Genomic DNA, 20518 nt, shown 5'->3' on the forward strand with positions numbered 1-20518 from the left:
GCATGACAGTGGCCCATGACCTCGCGGCCCGCTTCGGCCTGGCCCTGGACACCGGCTGCGAGACCCTGCGGGGTTGCGCGGAGGACTTCGGGCACATCGTGCGGGAGACCCCGCTCGGCGTCCTGCGGCCGGGGACCGCCGCCGAGATCAGGGACCTGCTCGAGTTCGCCGGCCCCCGGGGCGTCCCGGTGAGCGCCCGCGGCGGCGGACACTCGATGTACGGGCAGGGCCAGGCGGGCGGCGGAATCGTGCTGGACCTGCGGGCGATGAACCGGGTCGGTCCCGTGACGGCGGGCCAGGTGACCGTCCAGGCAGGCGCGTCCTGGCGGGAGGTCCTGGCCGCCACTCTCCCGTACGGCCGTACCCTCGCGGTCCTCACCGACTACCTGGGCGCCGGGGTCGGCGGTGTCCTGTCGGCCGGCGGACTCGGCGGTGCCACCCACCGGCACGGCCTGGTCGCGGATCAGGTGCTGGAACTGGAGGTGGTGACCGGGGCCGGGGAGCACCGGTTCTGCTCACCCGACCGGGATCAGGAGCTCTTCCACGCCGTGCTCGCCGGCCTCGGCCAGTGCGCGGTCATCGTGTCCGCCTCCCTGCGCCTGGTCCCGGCACCCGCCCGGATCCGCCGCTACTGCCTGTACTACGCCGACCTCGCCCGCTGTCTCGCGGACCAGCGGCGGCTCGCCGAGGAGCAGCGCTTCACCCATCTGGAGGGCCAGGTCCGGCCGGCCGGCGAGCCCGGCCGGCAGTTCATGATCGAGGCCGTGGCGGCGCACGACGGTCCGCACCCGCCCGACGACGGTACCCTCCTCGCCGGACTCGCACACGAACCCGCCGCCCTGGAGGCGGAGGACCTCGGCTACGCCGAGTTCGCGCATCGCGTGGACACCGACGAGGAGGTCCTGCGGGCCACGGGGGAGTGGCTGCATCCCCACCCGTGGCTCAACCTGCTGCTCCCACGCGACGGCGCCGAGTCCGTCGTCCGCGCGGTACTCGCCGACCCGGCCTTCCGTGACCTGCGCGACGCCGGTCTCGTCCTGCTGTACCCGCTGCTCTCCGGCCGGGTGCGCGCACCGTTCTTCCGCCGACCGTCCGGTGAAGTCCTGTACCTCTTCGCCCTGTTGCGTACGGCTCCGCCCGGCAGCCCGGAGACGGTCGCGGCCATGGTGGCCGCCAACCGCGCCGCGTACGAGCTCGCCCGGGCCCAGGGGGCTGTCGCGTATCCGGTCAACGCCCTGCCCATGTCGGACGCCGACTGGCAGGACCACTACGGCAGCCGCTGGCCTGCGTTCGCCGATGCCAAACGCCGCCACGACCCGCATCTCGTTCTGGCGCCCGGACACGGCATGCGGTTCTGAGCGGCGGCGGGCCGCCACGTCGTACGCATCTAAAGGTTTTTGGCTCCCGAGGGCTTGTCGGCCGCTTGTCTCATGTCTTAAATCAAAACATGAACTAAGCTGCCGGGTCAGCCGCTTGACCCGTTTTCCGTAGGGAGCCGCCCATGCCGAGCCGGATCGGAAGCCGTACGAGACAGAGCTGCGCGGGTGTCGCACTGGCCGCCCTGGCGGCACTGATCACCCTGCCCCTCGCCCCCACCCCGGCCGCCGCTGCCGGGACCATTGCCTGCGACACGGCGGACGCCGCCCAGGGCAGGCCCGCCACGGCGTCCTCCACCGAGAACACCGGCACCCCCGCCTCCGCCGCCTTCGACGGCGACACCTCGACCCGCTGGTCCAGCCGGTTCAGCGACCCGCAGTGGCTGCAGGTCGACCTCGGTTCCGTCGAGGACCTGTGCGGGATCGACCTGAACTGGGAGACCGCCTACGGAAAGGACTTCCAACTGCAGGCCTCCGCCGACGGGCAGAACTGGAGCACTCTCAAGACCGTCACCGGCGCGGGTGGCGGCACGGCGTCGTACGACGTCAGCGGCTCCGGCCGGTACGTCCGGATCCACGGCACCGCCCGTGGCACGGGGTACGGCTACTCGCTGTGGGAGATGGCCGTGCACACCACGAGCACCGGCACGACGGGGCCCGTCCAGGGCGGCGGCGATCTCGGCCCGAACGTCATCGTCGTCGACCCGTCCACCCCGAACCTCCAGCAGAAGTTCGACGACGTCTTCAAGCAGCAGGAGTCGGCCCAGTTCGGCACCGGCCGCTACCAGTTCCTGCTCAAGCCGGGCACGTACAACGGCCTCAACGCCCAGATCGGCTTCTACACCTCCGTCTCCGGGCTCGGCCTGAACCCCGACGACACACAGATCAACGGTGACGTCACGGTCGACGCGGGCTGGTTCAACGGCAACGCCACGCAGAACTTCTGGCGTTCGGCGGAGAACCTCGCCGTCAAGCCCTCCAACGGCACCGACCGCTGGGCCGTCGCCCAGGCCGCCCCCTTCCGCCGTATCCATGTCGAGGGCGGCCTGAACCTCGCCCCGAACGGCTACGGCTGGGCCTCGGGCGGCTACATCGCGGACTCGAGGATCGACGGCACGGTGGGGCCGTACTCCCAGCAGCAGTGGTACACCCGCGACAGCTCGGTCGGCGGCTGGACCAACGGCGTCTGGAACATGACCTTCTCCGGCGTCCAGGGCGCCCCCGCGACGAACTTCGACAGCGGCCCGTACACCACTGTGGACACCACCCCGGTCTCACGGGAGAAGCCGTTCCTCTACCTGGACGGCAACGACTACAAGGTGTTCGTCCCCGGCAGGCGCACCAATGCCCGGGGCGTCTCCTGGCCCAACACCCCGGGTACCTCCCTCCCGCTCGACCGCTTCTACGTCGTCAAGCCCGGCGCGACCGCGGCCACCATCGACGCGGCCCTCGCCCAGGGTCTCAACCTGCTGTTCACACCCGGCATCTACCACCTCGACCGGACGATCGACGTCACCCGCCCCGACACCGTCGTCCTCGGTCTCGGACTCGCCACCCTCGTGCCGGACAACGGCATCGACGCCGTGCACGTGGCCGACGTCGACGGCGTGCGGCTCGCCGGACTCCTCATCGACGCCGGACCGGTCAACTCCGACACGCTGCTGCGCATCGGCACCCCCGGCTCCACCGCCGACCACTCGGCCGACCCCACCACCATGCAGGACGTGTTCATCCGCATCGGCGGGGCCGGACCGGGGCTCGCCACCAACTCGGTCGTGGTGAACAGCAACAACGTCATCATCGACCACACCTGGATCTGGCGCGCCGACCACGGCAGCGGCGTCGGCTGGGACACCAACCGTGCCGACTACGGCCTCAGAGTCAACGGCGACGACGTGCTCGCCACCGGTCTGTTCGCCGAACACTTCAACAAGTACGACGTCTACTGGAACGGCGAGCGCGGCCGGACGATCTTCTTCCAGAACGAGAAGGCGTACGACGCCCCGAACGCCGCCGCCGTCACCCATGACGGCATCGTCGGCTACGCCGCCTACAAGGTAGCCGACTCAGTCACCACCCACGAGGCCTGGGGCCTGGGCAGCTACTGCAACTACACGGCCGATCCCACGATCGTCCAGACCCACGGCTTCCAGGTCCCGACCGGCGACGGCATCAGGATGCACGACCTGCTGGTGATCTCCCTCGGCGGCAACGGCCAGTACGCCCACGTCGTCGACAGCACCGGCGCACCCACCTCGGGAACCAGCACCGTCCCCTCCAAGGTGACGTCGTTCCCCTGACCCGCGCCGCGTCCCGGGACGGTGCCCGCCCCGTCCCGGGACGCACTCCGTTCGTCGGCCGTCCCGTTCGTCAGCCGTCGGACAGCGTCTGGTGCGGGGTGCGCTGGTAGGCGGCCCGGTACAGGGAGGCGAAGCGGCCCGGATGGTGGAAGCCCCAGCGGGCGGCGATCGCCGTGACGCTGTGGCCGCTGCCGGGGCCGGCGGCCGCCAGGTCGTGGTGGGCGTGCGCGAGCCGCACCCGGCGCAGATGGGCCAGCGGGGTGGTGTCCAGGTGCCGCCGGAAGGCGTACTGCACGGCGCGAACCGTCACATGGGCCGCCCCGGCGATGTCGGCGACCGTGATCGGCTGGTCGGCGTGGTCGTCGATGTAGGCGAGGGCGCGTCGCAGCATCGCCGGGTGCGCGTCGCCGCGGTCGGCGGCGGTGGGCTCGGGCACGGCCGTGTTCGGGAAGGTGGCCAGGACGCTCGCCGCCAGGTGCTGCGCGGCCGTCGCCGCGATCAGCGGCTGGTCGGCGGTCTCGGGATCGGCCAGCACATGGTCGCGCAGATGGACGATCGTGTGGCTCAGCTGGCGGGCGGCGGCCGCCGAGCGCGGCCGGTGACCGGTCAGCCGTACCGGCCGGGAGTCGTCCGGACCGGCGGCCACCTGGGCGAGCAGCGCCGGGTCCAGCATCGTGATGTTGTAGCGGGCATGGTCGATCCGTCCCGAGTACGGCAGGTCCGGCGGTGCGAACAGCACCACGTCACCGGGGCCGAAGGAGTCCTCGACGCCCTGGAAGCTGTGGTCGCGCACGGCACCTTCGTGGACGACGCACAGGCAGATCCGGCCCAGCGGGGTCACCGCGTAGCTCATCTCGAAGTCGAGTGCGAGCTCGTCGACGCTCACCGGGGCGATGGCGCTGCGCCGGACCTGGGCCCGGCCGGCCTCGGGTGTGCTGCTGCCGATGTGCATCCGGGCGTAGGCGCGGCTGAGGAAGTCCTCCGTGACCGCCAGGTCCGCACTGTCGAAGGTGAGCGTGTCCATGGACCCCGGCTGCCCGGAATGTCTCCCGATATGCCATGGCTGACCAGGCACTTTTCGTTTTCTGTACAGCTGCTCCCGATGCTGTTCGCACGGTGGCTGGCGCCGGCGGGGCGCGCCCGCTCAGGGTGACGGCATGATCGGACGTGACGAGCAGGTGGAAGAAATGGCGGCACTGCAGGAGGAGGTGGCCCAGCTTCGCTGGGCCGTCGTCTCGCACGCCGTTGTGGACCAGGCGATCGGCGTGGTCATCACCGTGGGCGGCCTACGGCCGGACCAGGGCTGGGAGGTCCTCAAGCAGGTCTCGCAGCACACGAACGTCAAACTGCGTGAGGTCGCACGCCACGTGGTGCAGTGGCCCGCTTCCGGCCGCCTGCCCGACGACATCCGCCGGGCCCTGTCCGCGGCGGTGGACCGGCTGCGCGAGGAACCGGACGGCTCCGCGCGCTCGGAGGAGGGCGACGAACAGTTCGTGAGCTGCGGTCCGGCCGGGTGACGCAGGGGCCGGGGGGTTTCGAGCGGGCGCCGGGTGCAACACGGACCGTGCGGAACGGACCGGCTCTGGAGGACAGTCATGGATCATGGGCGCGCACCCGTACTGGAGGCACTGCAGGATTTCCGGCGACGAGGGGACGTGGTGTTCGGTCCGCCGGGGCACAAGCAGGGTCGCGGCACGGATCCCCGCGTGGCCGACGTCCTCGGCCTGGACGTGTTCCGTTCGGACGTGCTCACGCTCAACGGGCTGGACGACCGGCGCCAGTCCCAGGGCGTGCTGTCACAGGCCCAGGAGCTCATGGCCGACGCCGTCGGCGCCGAGCACGCCTTCTTCTCCACCTGCGGCAGTTCGCTGTCCGTCAAGACCGCGATGCTCGCGGTCGCGGGCCCCGGCGAGAAGCTGCTGCTCTCCCGCAACGCGCACAAGTCGGTCATCGCTGCCGTGATCATCAACGGGGTGGAGCCGATCTGGGTGCACCCCAAGTTCGACGCCGAACGCCATCTGGCCCACCCGCCGGAGCCCGACGACGTCCGCGACCGGCTGCGCGAGCACCCGGACGCCAAGGGCATGCTGCTGATCACGCCCACCGATTGGGGCACCTGCGCCGACATCCGGGGAGTCGCCGACGCCTGTCACGCCTTCGACGTACCGCTCATCGTGGACGAGGCCTGGGGAGCGCATCTGCCCTTCCATCCGGACCTGCCCGCCTGGGGGATGGACGCCGACGCCGATCTCGTCGTCACCAGTGTGCACAAGATGGGCGGCGCCATCGAGCAGAGCTCGGTCTTCCACCTCCAGCACGACCGGGTGGCGCCCGAGGTGCTCAAGCAGCGCGAGGACCTGCTCGGCACGACCAGCGCCTCCTGTCTGGTGTACGGCGCCCTCGACGGCTGGCGGCGGCAGATGGTGGAACAGGGCCGCGACCTGCTGGACGCCGCCGTGCACCGCGCGGAGCGGGTCCGGGCCCAGCTGCGCGAGCTGCCCGGGCTGAAGGTGATGGGCGGCGAGATCATCGACGCGGGACTGGCCGCCGAGTTCGACCCCATGAAGATCATCATCGATGTGCGCGACCTCGGCATCAGCGGCATGCAGGCCACCGAGTGGCTGCGCGCCCACTGTCACGTCGACATGGGCGGCTCCGACACCTGCCGGATCAGCGCATCGATCACCCACGCCGACGACGACGGGACCGAGAAGATCCTCGTGGACGCCGTGCGCACCCTGGTGGAGCGGGCGGACACGATCGAGCGGCAGACGGAGGTGGACCTGCCCGAACCGCGCGCGCTGGAACTGGAGCAGGCCCTGCTGCCGCGCAAGGCCTTCTTCGGGCCCGCCGAGCAGGTGCCGATCGACCGGGCCGCGGGCCGGATCGCCGCCGAGATGATCAGCCCCTATCCGCCCGGTGTGCCCGTCGTGGCGCCCGGCGAGGTGATCACCGAAGAGGTGCTGGACTACCTGCGCACCGGTGTGGCGCACGGCTTCCTGATCTCCGACGCGGCCGACCCCGCGCTGGAGAGCATCAGGGTCGTCGCCCGCGACTGAGCGGTGGCCCGCCACTGACCTGACCGGCCGCTTCCGAACTGCGCCGGCCGGGCCCAGCCCCTAGGGTGGCGGTGCGGGCGGCCGATGCTTGCCCGCCTGCCCGGGTCAAGAAGCCGGCCCTCCTGATGAACACACCCTCGGCAGGGGGCTCTTGGCCCTGCCCGACCGTCCCCGGGCCGGACCGGAGCGTCCGGCGGGCCCCGCCTTCCCGGCAACTCGATGAGAGACGGCCCGACTTCACCCCGACCGGAAATCCTCACGATTCCCGGTTTCGGGCGCCCCGGCCCGGGGACCTCGGTACGAGGGCCGAAGCGACCCTTTTTCTCCTGATCAGTTCTGTTGTCGGCTGTATGCCCGGGTGTGGCCATCCCGCGTCGGACGCCCGCCTCGCCGGTGCCGGACCCGCCCCGTGACCAGCGAAGGAATCATAGTGATGAGCGAGACGAACCCTTTGAAGCGAGCGGCGGACAAGGTGTCGGACGTCCTGCAGGGTGGTGACGGCACGGGACCCGAGGACGGCATCCCCGGGAAGCCCGGACCCCGGACACCGTCGGTCGCGGAGCCGACCGAACCCCACGAGCCCTTCCCGCCCCCCAAGCCCGACCAGACCGGCCCGGACACCGTCTCGCCGACGGGTCAGCCCACCGGCGCCGATCAGGCCCGGATGGCGCAGGGCGGCAGCTCTCTGACCAACGCCCAGGGCACCCGGCTGTACGACACGGACCACTCGCTCAAGGCGGGGCCGCGCGGCCCCGTGCTCCTGCAGGACCACCATCTGCGCGAGAAGATCACGCACTTCGACCACGAACGCATTCCCGAGCGCGTGGTCCACGCGCGCGGCGCCGCGGCGCACGGGATCTTCCGCGGCTACGGCACGGCGACGAACGTCACCAAGGCGGCCTTCCTCGCCGAGGGCGTCGAGACCCCCGTGTTCGTGCGCTTCTCCACCGTGCTCGGCTCCCGCGGCTCCGCGGACGCCGTTCGTGACACCCGCGGCTTCGCGACCAAGTTCTACACCGGCGAAGGTGTCTTCGACCTGGTCGGCAACAACATCCCGGTGTTCTTCATCCAGGACGCGATCAAGTTCCCCGACGTCGTCCACGCCGCGAAACCCCATCCGGACCGGGAGATCCCGCAGGCACAGAGCGCGCACGACACCTTCTGGGACTTCGTCACCCTGCACACCGAGGCCACCCACCACACCCTGTGGAACATGTCCGACCGGGGCATCCCGCGCTCGTACCGCACCATGGAGGGCTTCGGCATCCACACCTTCCGGCTGGTCGACGCGGCCGGGGAGACGACGCTGGTGAAGTTCCACTGGAAGCCGAAGCTGGGCGTGCACTCGCTGGTCTGGGAGGAGGCTCAGATCATCAACGGCGTCGACCCGGACTTCCACCGCCGGGACCTCGCCGACGCCATCGAGGCGGGAGCGTACCCCGAGTGGGAGCTCGGCATCCAGACCTTCCCCGACACCCCGGACCAGACGTTCGAGGGCATCGACCTGCTGGACCCCACCAACATCGTCCCCGAGGAGCTCGCGCCCGTGCAGCCCATCGGGCTCCTCACCCTCAACCGCAACCCGTCGAACTTCTTCGCCGAGACCGAGCAGGTCGCCTTCCACCCGGGCCACCTCGTCCCGGGCATCGACATCACCGACGACCCGCTGCTGTCCGGCCGGCTCTTCTCCTACCTGGACACCCAGATCACCCGGCTGGGCGGCCCCAACTTCGCGCAGATCCCGATCAACCGGCCGCACGCGCCCGTCAACGACATGTTCCGCGACGGCATGCACCAGACGGCGGTGCACCGGGGTACGGCCCCCTACCGCCCCAACTCCCTCGACGGCGGCTGCCCGTTCACGGCCGGTGCCGACTCGGGCGCGTTCGTCGAGACGCCGGTACGGGTGCCGGAGGCGACCAAGGTCCGCGAGGCCCCCGAGTCGTTCAAGGACCACTTCAGCCAACCGCGCCGTTTCTGGCTCAGTATGAGCCCGGTGGAGCGCGAGCACATCATCGGCGCCTACACCTTCGAACTCGGCAAGTGCTACGAACAGGCCATCAAGGAAAGGGGGTTGCAGGTACTGGCGAACATCGACCCGGAGCTGTGCGCGGGCGTCGCGGGTGGCCTCGGCCTGCCCGCCCCCGAACCCACGGTGCCCCTGGCCGACGTCGAGCCCAGCCCCGCGCTGTCCCAGGTCGGGCGCACCTGGCCCACCGACGGCCGGATCATCGGCGTGATCACCGGCCCGGACGGCGACCTCGACGGCGTGCGCGCCGTACGCCAGGAGGTGCTGGACAGCGGCATGGTCCCGCTCGTCGTCGCACCGGCCGGCGGCACCCTGGGCACCGGCCCGGACGCGCTCACCGTACAGCGGACCTACGCCACGGCACGGTCCGTGGAGTTCGACGCGCTGCTGGTGGCCGGCACCCCCGGCATCGGCGCCGACGCCTACGGCGCCCGTGACGCCAAGGCGGGTCTGCCCACCGAACGCACCGGCACCCCCGACCCGCGGGTGGGGCTGCTGCTGGCGGAGGCGTACCGGCATGGCAAGGCCATCGGCGCGGCCAAGGGCGGAGAGATGGCACTGGAGGCAGCCGGCATCCCGCTCGAGGCACCCGGTGTGATCGCCGGCGACGGCGTCCCGACGGTCCTGCAGGAGCTGATCCGGCTGCTCGGCTCGCACCGGGTCTGGGACCGCTTTCCGTCGGCCGCCTGACGTGCGCACGCGCGCAGGCACCGGCGAAGGCCGCCCAGGACGGCCCGGTGCCGACACCTGACGCCGTCGTGCGCCGGCTCCCGCCCGTGGGGGCCGGCGCACGGACGTTCAGTGCCGGGTGACGGGGCCGGCCGGCCGTACCGGGCGGCGGAACAGGGCCGTCCACAGGAACTCCTCCCCGAACAGCGCGGAGTCCGCCGGTTGCTGCCGCATGGCGCGCAGTTCGACCTCCTGGAAATCGGAGAAGATCCGGCGCAGCGCCTCGGGGGTGTAGGCGAGGCCGCCGTGCAGGCCGGGCTCGCGGTAGAAGGCCGTGTCGGGGAGTTCGGAACCCATGCGGCCGGCGGCGAAGCAGGTGAGCGCGAAGTGCCCGCCGGGCGCCAGAACGCGCTCCAGCAGCGCGAGATGGCTGACGCGGCGGTGCGGTGGCAGGTGGTGGAAGCAGCCCGAGTCGTAGACGAGGTCGTACGGGCCCCGCAGTTCACCGGTGCTCCCCGTCAGGGCGAAGGCGTCCCCGCGGTGGAACCGGACGGCAGCGCCCGCCCCGGCCTCCCGCGCCCGCTCCTCGGCCCAGGCGATCGCGGTGGGGGAGAGATCGACGGCGTCCACCTCGAAACCGCGGGCGGCGAGGAACAGCGCGTTACGGCCGGGGCCGCAGCCCAGGTCGAGAGCCCGCCCCGGCCTGATCAGGCCGCGGTCGAGACAGGACAACAGGTTCTCGTCCGGCTTCGCCGCGAAGAACGGCACCGCTCTGTTCCGGTCCGAGTAGAACCCGTCCCACCACGCGGCCGCGTCCCGCGTCCAGCGGTCGGCCTCCGGCGCGAACAGCTCGTCCAGCAGTCGCAGTACGTCCTCCACCGTGCGGATGTCCCGGTCCATCCGGCCCCCTTTCCCGATGGGCAGAACCTACGGACCGGGACGGCGGAACACCAGGTCACGGCGGCCGGGCCGAGGGCACCGGCGGCCGGCTGAGCGGGCGTCGGAGGCGGGCCGGGCCGCTGCCCCCGCAAGACCGGCCGACAGGCCGGCCGGACCCCGCAGCGCGCCGGCACACGGCCTTCCACGAGGGCGCCGGGGCCACTTTTTCGCCCGCTCGCGACGGCGTCCGCGCGCTGCCGGGCGACCGGCTCAGTCCCGTGCCGCGGCCGGTGCCTCGCGGTCGGGCCGGGCCGCGTCCGGCGGCACGGGCGGGCGGCGGCGCGGGCGCAGCAGCAGGCGTCTCGCCGGGCGCTCCACCGCCTCGTACAGCAGCCAGGACAGGCTGAGCGACACCGTGAAGGCGGTCGTGGTCACGCCGACCCCCGCCAGCAGCCCGAAGTGCGGCTTCGTCCCCAGCAACTGCGTGGCGGACCGGAGCACCAGCAGATGAATCATGTAGAAGGCGAACGACAACTCACCGAGCCGCACCAGCCGCCGGCGCCGCCACAGCGACGGCAGACCCTCCACGTCCGCGACGGCCGCGGCCGGAATGAGCAGCGAGAACCCGGCGATGGTGCACACGGTGGCGGAGTAGCCGGGCGTGACCTGCGGAACGAGGAAGTAGCCGATGATCGCCAGGGCGAGCGACGCCTCGAGACCGGGCCCGCGCCACCGGCCGAGCAGCACCAGCCGCGCGGTGACCGCGCCGAGGACGAACTCCGGCAGCCGGGCCGCGGGGAACGAGTACAGCGCGTACGTCCACCAGTGGTGGGCGTCCGCCCAGGCCAGCACCATGACCGCGGTCACCGACACGGCGCCCAGCGCGGTCGAGGCACGCGTGCCGAGCCGGCGCAGCAGCAGGAACAGCAGCGGGAAGGCGGCGTAGAAGAACGCCTCGCAGGCGAGCGACCAGCTGACCGGGTTCAGTGTCTGCCACCAGGGACGCCACCAGGAATGGAGCAGCAGCACGTTGGACAGGGCCTGCTTCGGCGTCGGCCGGGGCTGGTCCGCCAGCGTGTACGCCATCAGCAGGGCGACGGCGAGGGTGACGAGATGCACCGGGTAGACGCGCGCGAAACGCCGTCTCCAGAAGGCGAGCGCGCGGTCACGGGGCCGTGCCGACCAGGTCAGGACGAAGCCGGACAGCACGAAGAAGAACGACACTCCGGTGGCACCGGCACCGAATCCCCAGGAGACGAGCCGGCCACCGGTGCCGCCGAAGTAGCCGAAGTTGTTCACGTGCAGTCCGAACACCAGCAGTGCCGCCATCCACCGCAGCCCGGTGAGGGACGGCAGTGGGGGCGTGGCGGCTGCGGGCGAATCCCCGCCGGCCGTGTCGCCGGTGGGGGAGGGCGGCGTCGTCCGGAGCGCCCGGGTCGTCGCCGTGGTCATCGAATCACCTGCCGCAGAGGATTGGCGTGGGGCATGAAGGGGTATCTTGCCCGTTTACCCCTGTTCCATCACGTCACATGGCAAACATCACACTGCTGGCGAACGACGGCCCCCTCGGGATGCCACGGACGGCCGGACCGGGTGCACCCGTACGAGTGATGCCCGGCCCATCGCCTTGATCGGCCCAGCCCGTCAGTTCCTTCGGCCGTTGAAATCCGAGTCACTCAATGGGCATTCGAGGTCCGCAGCGATCTCGATCATACGCTTCCGGTAGCGGACGGCTGCCTTCCGCTCCTGCTCCCCGCCGCCTGCAGCCGTACACGTGGTGCGCTTCGCCGTCCAGCGCTCGGAGGACCCCGAACCCGAACCGGAAGAGGCCGAGTTGGACCCAGGCTGGTCCTGTGGGCACGAGCGGCCCGCCGCCCGGAATCCGGGACGCGGTCGTCAAGCCGCTTGTCCGGCAAGGGCCTTGACGAGCTGGTCCCGTGTCATCTTCGATCGCCCGGCACGCCCGCGGCGCTCGCCCGCTTCTGCAGGTCCGCCTTCGAGAGAGACGTCAGGTCCTCGGTCTTCCTGCGGCCGGAAGCCCGCTTCTTGCCGGAAGCCCGCTCCTTGCCGGTGGCATGCTTCTTGCCGGTGGCCGGTCTCCGGCCCGTGGCCGGCTTCCCGCGGCCGTCCTTGCGGCCCCGGGACCGGCTCTGCTCGACGCTCCGGCTGAGCGCCTTCATGAGGTCGATGACGTCGGTCGCCTCCGGCGCCGCCGGCTCGTCGACGACCTCCTCGCCCTTCCGCTTGGCCGCGACGAGCTTCTTGACGCGCTCCACGTAGGTGTCGTGACAGTCGCCGGGGTCCCAGTCCATGGTGAGCGCGTCGATCAGCTGCTCGGCCGTCCGCAGCTCCTTGCCGTCGCTCTTCGTCGGCCGCTCGGGGTCGCCGGATGCCCGGGCGTCCAGGGCGTGCCGGTCACGGGCGGCGACGAACTCCTCCGGCCGCAGCCCGTACAGCTCGTCGGCGACGGAGTCCAGGTCCATCAGCGTCCCTCTCGACGGCCACCTCGGTGGCGGAGTACGAGTTTCTCATTGTGTGCGGCTTATGTGGCGTATGCGGCCCTTCATCCGGGCGGGGCGGGAGTCTGCCGGAGGGCGCGACCTTCGGTGCGCCGTCCCCGCCCTTCGGCGCCGGGCCGCCACCCTTCGGACGCGCTCCGCAGACCGTCGGCGGACGGCGCCGGTGCGGCCGGGCCCGGCAGGGTGACCGCATGCAGACGACCAAGGGGATCGAGCGAGCGCAGTTCCTGGCCGGCCTGGCGTCCGCGGGGCTCGCCGCGGCCGTGCTGCCGTCGGGGGAGGCCCACGCCGAACAGGCACGGCCGGGCTGGGAGCGGGCCGCGCAGGGCGACGTACGCAGGGCCGGCGTCTCGCGGGGCGGACTGGGGCACCACGGGGTGGTGTACACCGTGGGCGCAGGGAAGACGCCGGGTACGGCGTTCAGCACGTCCCGGATGCGCAAGGACATCCGTGCCGTCCGCGACGAGTTGTGCGCCGACACCGTCGACCTGACGGGGGACGGCGTGGAACGGCTCACGGCGACGGCCGCCGAGGCCGCCGAACGCGGACTGCGCGTCCGGCTCCAGCCGACCCCAGGTGACGTCCCGGAGCGGGACATCCTGGAACACCTCGCGGAGACCGGCCGGTTCGCGGAGCGGCTGCGCCGGCACGGGGCCGCCGTGGACCTGAGCGTGGGGTGCGAGTTCTGGCTGTTCGTGCCGGGTATCGTCCCCGGCGGGACCGCCGTCGAACGCATCCGGAACCTGCTCGACGGCAAGGTGGACCCCGTCGCGGTGCAGCGCCGCCTGGACCGCTTCACGGCGAAGGCGGCCGCCGTCGGCCGGTCCGTCTTCCAGGGCCGGCTGAGCTACGCCGCGGCCCAGGACGACGAGGTCGACTGGCGCCTCTTCGACATCGTGGGCATCGACTACTACGCGTACTTCCCCCACAAGGCCGACCACGTCGAGGAGTTGAGCCGCCATCGGCGATGGGCAAGCCGCTGGCCATCACCGAGTTCGGCACCTGCGCCTATGCCGGGGCACCCCGGAGCGGCGGCATGGGCTGGGACGTCGTCGACCACGACAAGGAGCCCCCGGAGGTCAGGGGCGGCCTGGTCCGCAGTGAGCGCACGCAGGCGGCCTGTCTCACCCAACTCCTGGACGTCTTCTCCTCGATGGACCTCTACGCGGCGATGGTCTACGAGTTCGTGACCCCCGACACCCCGCACCGCCCGGGCGACCCGCGCCACGACCTCGACATGGCGAGTTACGCCATCACCAGGACCCTGAAGGACCGCCCGGACGAACCCGCCTCCGGCTGGCACTGGGAACCGAAGCAGGCCTTCCACGCCCTGGCCCACCGCTACCGGTCCGCCCGACGACCCACCGGCTGACCCGCGCGCCCGGCCACGGTCGGCGGGCGGACCGCGGGGATGCCGTGGCTGCCTGCGGCAGCCGCCGGGAGGGAGCGGTGAGCGTCCGGCGCGGTCACCCCGGCTCACCCCTTAGGAGGACCGTCCGGCTTGCCGCGCCGCTCTCACCGATCCGGGGCCACATGATGCGGGCATGCCCCCCGACCCGCTCCCGGACCCGCCCGCAATCCCGCTCCCGGCCCGGCCCGCAAGCCCGCTCCCCGTCCGGGTTCCCGTTCGAGCGCCGTACGGATTCCCGGACCCGGCGCCGTTTCGCCCGCGCTCTGCACGCCGGGCGGAGCCCCGCGGAGGCGAAGGTGAACGCGGACTTCCGGGCAGGTGCCGGGCGGGAAGAGGAGACGGCCGGCGGGCGACGGGAAGCGACCAGAATTGCATTGCTCGTTTTCTTGAACCTCTCGTGTTTATGGCGGTAGGTTCAGCCCCATGACCGCCTCCCCGACACCGACCACCGCCGAGGAGCTCCGCGGTGCCGGCCTGCGCGTGACGGCAGCCCGCGTCGCGCTGCTGGAGACCGTCCGGGCGGGCGACCACCTCGGCGTCGAGGCGATCGCCTCCGGGGTACGCGACCGCGTAGGCCACATCTCCCTGCAAGCCGTCTACGAGGCCCTGCACGCCCTCACCGCGGCGGGGCTGGTCCGCCGTATCGAGCCGGCCGGTCACCCGGCCCGGTACGAGGGGCGGGTGGGGGACAACCACCACCACATCGTGTGCCGGTCGTGCGGTGCCGTCGTCGACGTCGACTGCGCGGTCGGCGACGCGCCCTGTCTGACCGCCTCCGACCCGCGCGGCTTCGCGATCGACGAGGCCGAGGTCGTCTACTGGGGCATCTGCCCCGACTGTTCCACCGGCCGCAGTTCCTGAGCACCGAGTTCCGCACAGTTCGGAAGGATTGCCATGACTGAGAACCACGACGCGATCGTCACAGACGCGAAGGCGGAGGGGGCGAGCGGCGGCTGCCCCGTCGCCCATGACCGGGCGCTGCACCCGACCCAGGGCGGTGGCAATCGCCAGTGGTGGCCGGAGCGGCTCAACCTGAAGATCCTTGCCAAGAACCCGCCCGTGACGAACCCGCTCGGCGAGGAGTTCGACTACGCCGAGGCCTTCGAGAGCCTCGATCTTCCGGCCGTGAAGCGGGACATCGCCGAGGTGCTGACCACCTCGCAGGACTGGTGGCCGGCCGACTTCGGCCACTACGGACCGCTGATCATCCGGATGGCCTGGCACAGCGCGGGCACCTACCGCATCAGCGACGGCCGTGGCGGCGCGGGCGCCGGCCAGCAGCGCTTCGCCCCGCTGAACAGCTGGCCGGACAACGCCAACCTGGACAAGGCCCGCCGCCTGCTGTGGCCGGTGAAGAAGAAGTACGGCCAGAAGATCTCCTGGGCCGACCTGATGATCCTCGCCGGCAACGTGGCCCTGGAGTCCATGGGCTTCACCACCTTCGGCTTCGGCGGCGGCCGTGAGGACGTCTGGGAGGCCGAGGAGGACGTGTACTGGGGCCCCGAGACCACCTGGCTGGGCGACAAGCGCTACACCGGCGACCGCGAGCTGGAGAACCCGCTCGGCGCCGTCCAGATGGGCCTGATCTACGTCAACCCCGAGGGTCCGAACGGCAACCCGGACCCGCTGGCCGCGGCCCGCGACATCCGTGAGACCTTCCGCCGTATGGCGATGAACGACGAGGAGACCGTCGCGCTGATCGCCGGCGGCCACACCTTCGGCAAGACCCACGGCGCCGGTCCCGCCGACGCGGTCGGCGCCGACCCCGAGGCCGCCGGCTTGGAGGAGCAGGGCCTCGGCTGGCGCAGCACCTACGGCACCGGCAAGGGCGCGGACGCCATCACCTCCGGTCTCGAGGTGACCTGGACCGCCACGCCGACCCAGTGGGACAACGGCTTCTTCGACATCCTCTTCGGCTACGAGTGGGAGCTGACCGACTCCCCGGCCGGCGCCAAGCAGTGGGTGGCCAAGGACGCCGAGGCCATCGTCCCCGACCCGCAGGACCCGTCGAAGAAGCGCCTCCCGACGATGCTCACCACCGACCTGTCCCTGCGCTTCGACCCGATCTACGAGCCGATCTCCCGCCGGTTCCACGAGAACCCGCAGGAGTTCGCGGACGCCTTCGCCCGCGCCTGGTACAAGCTCACCCACCGTGACATGGGCCCCAAGTCGCTGTACCTCGGCCCCGAGGTCCCGCAGGAGACCCTGATCTGGCAGGACCCGCTGCCGGAGCGCGAGGGCGAGCTGATCGACGACGCGGACATCGCGGTCCTGAAGGCCAAGCTGCTCGAGTCGGGCCTGTCCGTGTCCCAGCTGGTCACCACGGCGTGGGCGTCCGCCTCGACCTTCCGCGCCACCGACAAGCGCGGCGGTGCCAACGGCGCCCGCATCCGCCTCGCCCCGCAGAGCGGCTGGGAGGTCAACGAGCCCGACGAGCTGGCCCAGGTGCTGCGTGTCCTGGAGGGCGTCCAGCGGGAGTTCAACGCCTCCTCCGGCGCGAAGAAGGTCTCGCTGGCCGACCTCATCGTCCTCGGCGGTGCCGCCGCGGTCGAGAAGGCCGCCAAGGAGGGCGGCTTCGAGGTGAAGGTGCCCTTCACGGCGGGCCGCGTGGACGCGACCGAGGAGCACACCGACGCCGAGTCCTTCGAGGCGCTGGAGCCGACCGCGGACGGCTTCCGCAACTATCTCGGCAAGGGCAACCGTCTGCCGGCGGAGTTCCTGCTGGTCGACAGGGCGAACCTGCTGGACCTGAGCGCCCCCGAGATGACGGTGCTCGTCGGTGGTCTGCGCGTCCTCGGCGCCAACCACCAGCAGTCGCAGCTCGGCGTCCTCACCAGGACGCCCGGCGTCCTCACCAACGACTTCTTCGTCAACCTGCTCGACATGGGCACGACCTGGAAGTCGACCTCCGAGGACCAGACCACCTTCGAGGGCCGTGACACCGTCACGGGTGAGCTGAAGTGGGCCGGCAGCCGCGCCGACCTCGTCTTCGGCTCCAACTCCGAACTGCGCGCCCTCGCCGAGGTCTACGCCGCCGACGACGCGAAGGAGAAGTTCGTCAAGGACTTCGTCGCCGCGTGGAACAAGGTCATGGACGCGGACCGGTTCGACCTGGTCTGATCACCGGCCCGAGCACGGCTTCGAGGGCGCCCGGCCCGACCTGGACAGGTCGGCCCGGGCGCCTTCGTCGTGCGAGCGGGGGCCGATTCGCTCGCGGTGACCGTCACGGGTGATCCACAACTGTCACAGGTGATCCACAGCGGAAACCGGGGGCATCCCGTCTCTGTCTCCCTCGATGAGCACCGGCCCGGAGCCGGTCGAACCACGCACACCGCAATCGGGGGACCCCATGCAGAACCGCACCGCCCTTCGCCTCGCCGCCTCCACGACGGCCGTGATCGCCGCCGCGCTGTCGCTGACGGCCTGCCAGCCGGGCGGCGACGGGGCGGCCAAGACGGCCTCCCCGGCTCCGGCCTCCGCCGCCCCCTCCACCGGCGCCCCCGCGACCGCGAGCGCCGCTCCCACGGCCGCGTCGGCCCCGGGAACCCCCGGCGGCGGCAGGTCGACCGCGTCGGCTGCCCCGGCCTCTCCCGCCTCCGCCACCTCGGCCGACAAGGCGCCGACGTGTCCGGTGACGGCCGTGCAGGCGACGGCCTCCCAGGCGGCCGACCGTCCGGACGGCACCGGCACGGGCGCGGCGATCGTCGAGTTCACCAATGTCTCCGCGCACGCGTGCGTCCTGCAGGGCCACCCGTCGGTGGGCGGTGCGGGCAACGGTTCCCCGGAGCACAACAAGCCGCTGAAGGTGACCCCGGCCGGTACCGCGTCGGCCGTGCGCCTCGCGCCGGGCGGCAAGGCCTGGGTGAAGCTGACCTTCGTGCAGGTCCAGGGCGAGGGCGACGGCTACTGCGCGTCCGGCGCGAAGCCTGCCGTCTACCCGACGCTCGTGGTCGGCCTGCCCGGCTCGGGTGCGCACCAGGTCGCCCTGTCGGACGGGGAGTTCGCCGAGTGCGACAACACCGTCACCGCGACCGCGGTCACGGCGGCGAAGCCCTCCTGACCACGCATGTGATCAGCGGGCGGTCGGGGTTGCCGGCTGCGGGTGTGTTGCGGGGCTGCCGGTGGTGCGTCCGCTTCGGGCTGCCGCCCGGCCGCCGCGGCGGCCGGGCCTTCCCGGCCGCGCGGGGGCCCGATGTCCCCGGGCCCGACGGCGCTGACGCGACCGGCGACTTCATCTCCGCAGTGCCTCGAAGGCGGTCCGTCCCGCGGCCCCGATCGCCAGATCGACGTCCGCCGCCAGCCCCGCGCACCGGTCCGCACGGGTCAGCGCCGCCATGGCCACCCGGTCGCCCGAGTCCGCCTCGACCACCCCGATCTCGTGCCGCAGATGCAGGAACGTTCCCGTCTTGCCGCCCCACCGCAGCGTGTCCGCCCGGAGTTCACTCGCCAGCCGGTGCGTGAACAGCTGCAATCCCATCAGCCGGCGCAGCTCCGCCGTCGCCGGCGGAACCGAGATCTCCTCGCACCACACACGCCGCAGCAGCTCGACGAGCGCCACGGCCGTGCCTGCGTTGGCACGGGCCGGGTCCAGGGTCTCGATGGTGGGCCGGCCCGCCCGCTCGTCCCGCAGGGCCAGTTCCAGCGCGAGCGAGAAGTCGTTGCCGGCGGCGCCGGCGGCGCACTCGTACATGTGGTTCATCCGGTGCCGCATCCGGATCCCCCCGCATCCCCAGGCCCGCAGCCGCTCGTCCACCTCCGCCACCGGGACCAGGTCGAGCAGGGTGTCCGCCGCGGCGTTGTCGCTCACCGACAGCATCAGCAGGAGCAGATCACCGACGGCCACGGTCGCCGGGTGCCGGAACGCCGCGAGCCCGCTGGGACCGACGCTGCTCCGCGCCGGATCGACCGTCACCGGATGCGCCGGATCGAGGTCTCCGGCCGCGATCCGGTCGAGTACGACGAGGGCGAGCGGAACCTTCGCCACCGAGGCGAGCGGCATGGACTCCGTGACCGCGAAACCGAGTTGCTCTCCCGTGTCGAGGTTCCGGGCGAGGAACGAGCCGCGCACGCCGAGGGCGGCCCAGTCCGTGGCGATCGACTCGGCGACGTCCCGCAGGGCGCCGTCGTCCCCGAGGCAGACCGGGTGGTGCACGGGCGCCGCGCTCATCCGCGGGCCGCCAGTCGCGCCGGTACGTCCTCGGTCCCGGTCCCGGCGGGCGGTCCGCCAGGACCGGAGGCGGCGGCTCCCGCGGCCGAGGCGAGCAGCGGGACCAGCCAGTCGGGCACATCAGCGGCGCCGGACCGGTCCGGGGCGGCGCTCACGTCGTACCCCCGGTGCAGCGACCGGTCGGCCAGCGGAGCCCATGGTGCCCCGTGCTGCCGGGCGAACGGCTCGGCGCACAGCAGCAGCGCCCGCCCGGCCAGTGTCTCGGCGAGGGCGGTGGCCGCGGGCCCGGCCGGGCGGAACCGCCCGGGTGACAGCCCGGCCCGGGCCACGGCACGGTGCAGGCGGTCCTCGCAGGACGGATCGTCATCCTCCGGGAGGGTCAACACCGGGAGTGGTACGACCCGTTCGGCGCCGCGGCCGCGACGGGGCCGCAGGTCCTCCAGGTGCACCGCACGCCGGGTGCCGCCGTACCCGGGGGTCCGCTCTGCGCCCACCGCATCCGTCTCCGGCGCGCACGCCAGGCCGAGCGGAACCCGGAACGTGCACCGTTGCGCAGGCACCCGCACCAGCGCGTAGGCGAGCGAGCCGTCGGCCAGCCCCGCCACCCTCGCCGGAGGCGGCAGTTCACGCATGGCGAGGCTGATCCCGCGCTCGGCCCCGGCGCGGATCGCGCGCGCCAGCGCCGCCGGGGCGCAGTGGGCGGGCACCCCGACCGCTCGCATCCGTGACCGCCCGGCCGCACCGGCGACCTGCCGCAGCCGCTCGGCGCGGTCCAGCACGTCCCGCGCGTACGGCAGCAGCAGCACCCCCAGTTCCGTGACGGTGATCTGCCGCCGCGAGCGGTCGAACAGCAAGCCGCCGAAGTGCTCCTCCAATGCCCGGATGCGGCGGCTGAGCAGCGGCTGGGCGATGCCGAGCCGGTCCGCCGCCCGGGAGAAGCCCACTTCGTCGGCCGTCGCGACGTACGCCTCTAGATGCGCCAGGAGATCCATCCTGCATTCATATCGAATAGGCATGGGTCGTGCACACTTCACTCTTGGACATGAGTGGCGTCCGGCTGTTTCGCTGGTCCCCGCCGACGATCCGTCGAGCGATCCGTCGAGCGGTTC

14 protein-coding genes and 2 pseudogenes are annotated in these 20518 nt (G+C 72.1%); 9 read left to right on the forward strand and 7 right to left on the reverse strand.

Features of this window, described 5'->3' with window-relative positions; genetic code table 11:
- The first annotated feature begins 2 nt into the window (after positions 1–2).
- Positions 3–1358 (forward strand): FAD-binding protein, encoded by a 1356-nt coding sequence (locus ABZ919_RS21145; RefSeq protein ID WP_361249899.1) that lies wholly within the window; start codon positions 3–5, stop codon positions 1356–1358.
- 143 nt (positions 1359–1501) lie between these two features.
- Positions 1502–3676 (forward strand): discoidin domain-containing protein, encoded by a 2175-nt coding sequence (locus ABZ919_RS21150; RefSeq protein ID WP_361249900.1) that lies wholly within the window; start codon positions 1502–1504, stop codon positions 3674–3676.
- A gap of 70 nt (positions 3677–3746) precedes the next feature.
- Here the strand turns inward: ABZ919_RS21150 and ABZ919_RS21155 are convergent, their stop codons facing one another.
- On the reverse strand, positions 3747–4700 hold the full coding sequence (locus tag ABZ919_RS21155; protein WP_361249903.1) for a helix-turn-helix transcriptional regulator: 954 nt from the start codon (positions 4698–4700) through the stop codon (positions 3747–3749).
- A gap of 133 nt (positions 4701–4833) precedes the next feature.
- Here ABZ919_RS21155 and ABZ919_RS21160 point away from each other — a divergent pair, with 133 nt between their 5' ends.
- The 3 genes from ABZ919_RS21160 (at position 4834) to ABZ919_RS21170 (ending at position 9454) form a co-directional block, all read left to right on the forward strand.
- Positions 4834–5193: an ANTAR domain-containing protein gene (locus ABZ919_RS21160; RefSeq protein WP_361249907.1), complete on the forward strand. Its 360-nt coding sequence runs from the start codon at positions 4834–4836 to the stop codon at positions 5191–5193.
- Between the two features lie 78 nt (positions 5194–5271).
- Entirely contained in the window at positions 5272–6735 is a 1464-nt protein-coding gene (locus ABZ919_RS21165) for an ornithine decarboxylase (RefSeq protein ID WP_361249908.1), read from the forward strand.
- A 433-nt stretch (positions 6736–7168) separates the two neighbouring features.
- Entirely contained in the window at positions 7169–9454 is a 2286-nt protein-coding gene (locus ABZ919_RS21170) for a catalase (RefSeq protein ID WP_361249910.1), read from the forward strand.
- Positions 9455–9562: 108 nt separating this feature from the next.
- Here ABZ919_RS21170 and ABZ919_RS21175 read toward each other — a convergent pair whose 3' ends face one another.
- The 4 genes and pseudogenes from ABZ919_RS21175 to ABZ919_RS21190 form a co-directional block, all read right to left on the reverse strand.
- Positions 9563–10333: a class I SAM-dependent methyltransferase gene (locus ABZ919_RS21175; RefSeq protein ID WP_361249913.1), complete on the reverse strand. Its 771-nt coding sequence runs from the start codon at positions 10331–10333 to the stop codon at positions 9563–9565.
- A gap of 249 nt (positions 10334–10582) precedes the next feature.
- Positions 10583–11764, reverse strand: a complete 1182-nt coding sequence (locus tag ABZ919_RS21180; protein ID WP_361249916.1) for an acyltransferase — start codon at positions 11762–11764, stop codon at positions 10583–10585.
- A 201-nt stretch (positions 11765–11965) separates the two neighbouring features.
- Positions 11966–12064 (reverse strand): annotated as a pseudogene (locus ABZ919_RS21185) (sugar phosphate isomerase/epimerase); the annotation flags it as partial.
- Positions 12065–12252: 188 nt separating this feature from the next.
- The gene (locus tag ABZ919_RS21190) at positions 12253–12795 is read right to left on the reverse strand and encodes a hypothetical protein (RefSeq protein ID WP_361249918.1); all 543 of its coding nucleotides are present in this window, start codon (positions 12793–12795) and stop codon (positions 12253–12255) included.
- Between the two features lie 227 nt (positions 12796–13022).
- Between ABZ919_RS21190 and ABZ919_RS21195 the strand changes: the two are divergent.
- The 4 genes and pseudogenes from ABZ919_RS21195 (at position 13023) to ABZ919_RS21210 (ending at position 18302) form a co-directional block, all read left to right on the forward strand.
- A pseudogene (locus ABZ919_RS21195) lies at positions 13023–14203 on the forward strand (abortive phage infection protein).
- A gap of 462 nt (positions 14204–14665) precedes the next feature.
- Positions 14666–15103: a Fur family transcriptional regulator gene (locus ABZ919_RS21200; RefSeq protein ID WP_361249920.1), complete on the forward strand. Its 438-nt coding sequence runs from the start codon at positions 14666–14668 to the stop codon at positions 15101–15103.
- 33 nt (positions 15104–15136) lie between these two features.
- On the forward strand, positions 15137–17362 hold the full coding sequence (gene katG, locus ABZ919_RS21205) for a catalase/peroxidase HPI (protein WP_361249923.1): 2226 nt from the start codon (positions 15137–15139) through the stop codon (positions 17360–17362).
- Positions 17363–17591: 229 nt separating this feature from the next.
- Positions 17592–18302 (forward strand): DUF4232 domain-containing protein, encoded by a 711-nt coding sequence (locus tag ABZ919_RS21210; protein ID WP_361249925.1) that lies wholly within the window; start codon positions 17592–17594, stop codon positions 18300–18302.
- 171 nt (positions 18303–18473) lie between these two features.
- Here ABZ919_RS21210 and ABZ919_RS21215 read toward each other — a convergent pair whose 3' ends face one another.
- The gene (locus ABZ919_RS21215; protein ID WP_361249928.1) at positions 18474–19409 is read right to left on the reverse strand and encodes a serine hydrolase; all 936 of its coding nucleotides are present in this window, start codon (positions 19407–19409) and stop codon (positions 18474–18476) included.
- A complete protein-coding gene (locus ABZ919_RS21220; protein ID WP_361249930.1) occupies positions 19406–20401 on the reverse strand; it encodes a LysR family transcriptional regulator in 996 nt (331 codons plus the stop codon). The genes ABZ919_RS21215 and ABZ919_RS21220 overlap by 4 nt, the downstream gene beginning before the upstream one ends.
- Between the last annotated feature and the right edge of the window lie 117 nt (positions 20402–20518).

It is taken from the genome of Streptomyces sp. NPDC046759, assembly GCF_040645475.1.
GTDB lineage: Bacteria > Actinomycetota > Actinomycetes > Streptomycetales > Streptomycetaceae > Streptomyces.